The 2,146-nt window shown below is 68.1% G+C and carries 2 protein-coding genes; both read left to right on the top strand.

The window, feature by feature from the left end:
• A partial coding sequence (locus KK7_RS23055) for a GTA baseplate fiber-binding domain-containing protein (RefSeq protein ID WP_010546079.1) occupies window positions 1-927 on the top strand: 927 nt, incomplete at its 5' end.
• Entirely contained in the window at window positions 924-1,424 is a 501-nt protein-coding gene (locus KK7_RS0118235; RefSeq protein WP_010546078.1) for a DUF2793 domain-containing protein, read from the top strand. The genes KK7_RS23055 and KK7_RS0118235, both read left to right, overlap by 4 nt.
• Window positions 1,425-2,146 lie beyond the last annotated feature (722 nt).

The raw sequence follows: 2,146 nt of genomic DNA, 5'->3' as shown, positions 1-2,146 counted from the left end.
CCGGATCGCGTGCCCGGCCGGACGATACTCCTGCCGTTCGAGCTGCCGATGCTGGACGACGTGCCGGCGACGGCGCCGCGGCTCGCGGTTGCCGCGGCGGGGACGGGAAGCGGCTGGCGGCGGGCGCAGCTGCTCGGCAGCACCGATGGCGGCCTGAGCTGGGCGAGCCAGGGGGAGACCGGCTTCCCCGCGACCCTCGGCGCCGTGCGCGTGGCGCCCGGCCCGGGACGTGCGGCGCTCGCGGACCTGGCGAGCGTCGCGGAGGTAGACCTGGCGCAGGAGGAAATGGTGCTGGTCTCGGCGGACGATGCCGCGCTCGATGTCGGGGCCAATCTCGCGATGCTCGGCGACGAACTGCTGCAGTTCGGCGATGCGGAGCATCTTGGCGGCACGCGCTGGCGGCTCTCGCGCTTGTGGCGCGGGCGGCGGGGCACCGAGGCGGCGATCGGATCCGCCCGGCCGGGCGACCGATTCGTGCTGATCGAGCGCGAGGCGCTGAAGGTGCTGGACGTGGCGGCGTCGATCGGGTCGGACGTGGCGGTGCTGGCACAGGGGGTCGATGATCCCGCGGGCTCGGCGCCCGTGTCGGTGCAGGTCGCCGGCATCGCGCTGCTGCCGCTTTCCCCGGTGCACCTCGCCGCCACCGAAACGGGCGAGGGCACGCGCCTTTCCTGGGTGCGGCGCAGCAGGAATGGCTGGCAATGGCGCGACGGTGTGGACGCGCCGCTCGCCGAGGAAGCCGAGCGCTACCGGATCGCGCTGGAATCGGGCGGGTCGGTTCGCCTGATCGACCGCGAGGTGCCGTCTTTGCTGCTTTCGCGGGCCGACCGGGCCCAGGCGCTGCGGATCGAGGTCCGTCAGGTCGGAACCTATGGGCTTTCCTCGCCTGCGCGCCTGCTTCTTCCCCCACTCGGAGATGACCAATGACCGCTTCCCCGACTCCCCGTCTGGCGCTGCCGCTGCTCGCGCCCGGCCAGGCGCAGAAGGAGATGACGCACAACGAGGCGCTCGTCCGGATCGACATCGCGGTGCAGGCGAGCGTGGTTGCCGAACTCGCGGTTCCGCCGGCCGCACCGACTCCCGGGCAATGCTGGCTGGTGGGTAGTGCCCCGCAAGGCGCCTGGAGCGGGAACACCGCCGCCATCGCCGGCTGGACCGATGGCGGCTGGCGGTTCGTCGCACCAGCCGAGGGCATGCGGATCTGGATCGTGGCGGAAGGTGCCTTCGCGCTCTTCTCCCAGGGGGTATGGTACCATGGCAGGACCTATGGAAGACTTTTTATCGGCGGAGATCAGGTAGTTGGGCCACGCGAGCCGAATGTCGCGGAACCCGCGGGCGGGGTAACGGTTGACGCGGAGGCACGGGCGGCCATCACCGCGGTTTTGCAAACGTTGCGCCGACACGGCTTGATCGAACAGGATTAGACTGTGACGTTTGTGCAACAGCCCGCGGTTTTGTGCGCTTGCGCCGAAACTTTGGTTTGAGTAGTGAGTTTGGCCTGTCCGTATGGACGACCATGAAAGGGGATTATGATGCGGAAGCTTGCCGTCACTTTGGCGCTCGCCACGACCGCGCTGAGCACGCCCGCCTTCGCCCGCGATGACGCGTGGTATGTGGGTGTTGAAGGCGGCGCGATGCTCGTCGAGGACATTCACTTCGACGTCGGCGCCAGCAAGGATGTTGTGACGCAGAACAACCACGTTGGTTACGACGTTGGTGGTAACATCGGTTATGACTTCGGTCCGTTCCGTGCGGAAGCCGAAGTGAGCTATCGCCGCGCTCGCGTCGACAGCGCTCGGACCTCGGTTCCGATCGCGACCAACGCTTTCCCGGCACCGGCTGGTAACTATGAGCAGGCGAGCGGCAGCACCTCGGCGCTGTCGTTCATGGTCAATGGCCTGCTCGACTTCGGTGAAGACAACGGCCTGCAGGGCTTCGTCGGCGGCGGTGCGGGTATCGCCCGCATCAAGGATCGTCTGCGTGTCGCCGGTGCGGCCGACACCATCAACGACTCCGACACCGTCTTCGCCTGGCAGGCGATCGCCGGCGTCCGTGCGCCGATCAACAAGAACGTCGACGTGTCGCTGAAGTACCGCTTCTTCAACGCGAGATCGGAAGAGCGGTTCAGCAGGAATGCCGAGACCGA

Origin of the sequence: Sphingomonas elodea ATCC 31461 (assembly GCF_000226955.1) — a bacterium.
Classification (GTDB): Bacteria; Pseudomonadota; Alphaproteobacteria; order Sphingomonadales; family Sphingomonadaceae; genus Sphingomonas; species Sphingomonas elodea.
The sequence above is the reverse complement of the archived record's forward strand: the minus strand, read 5'-3'. Positions and strand labels throughout refer to the sequence as shown.

Coding starts and splice junctions, on each gene's coding strand:
- KK7_RS0118235 (WP_010546078.1), top strand. CDS start 924: ATGACCGCTTCCCCGACTCCCCGTCTGGCGCTGCCGCTGCTCGCGCCC.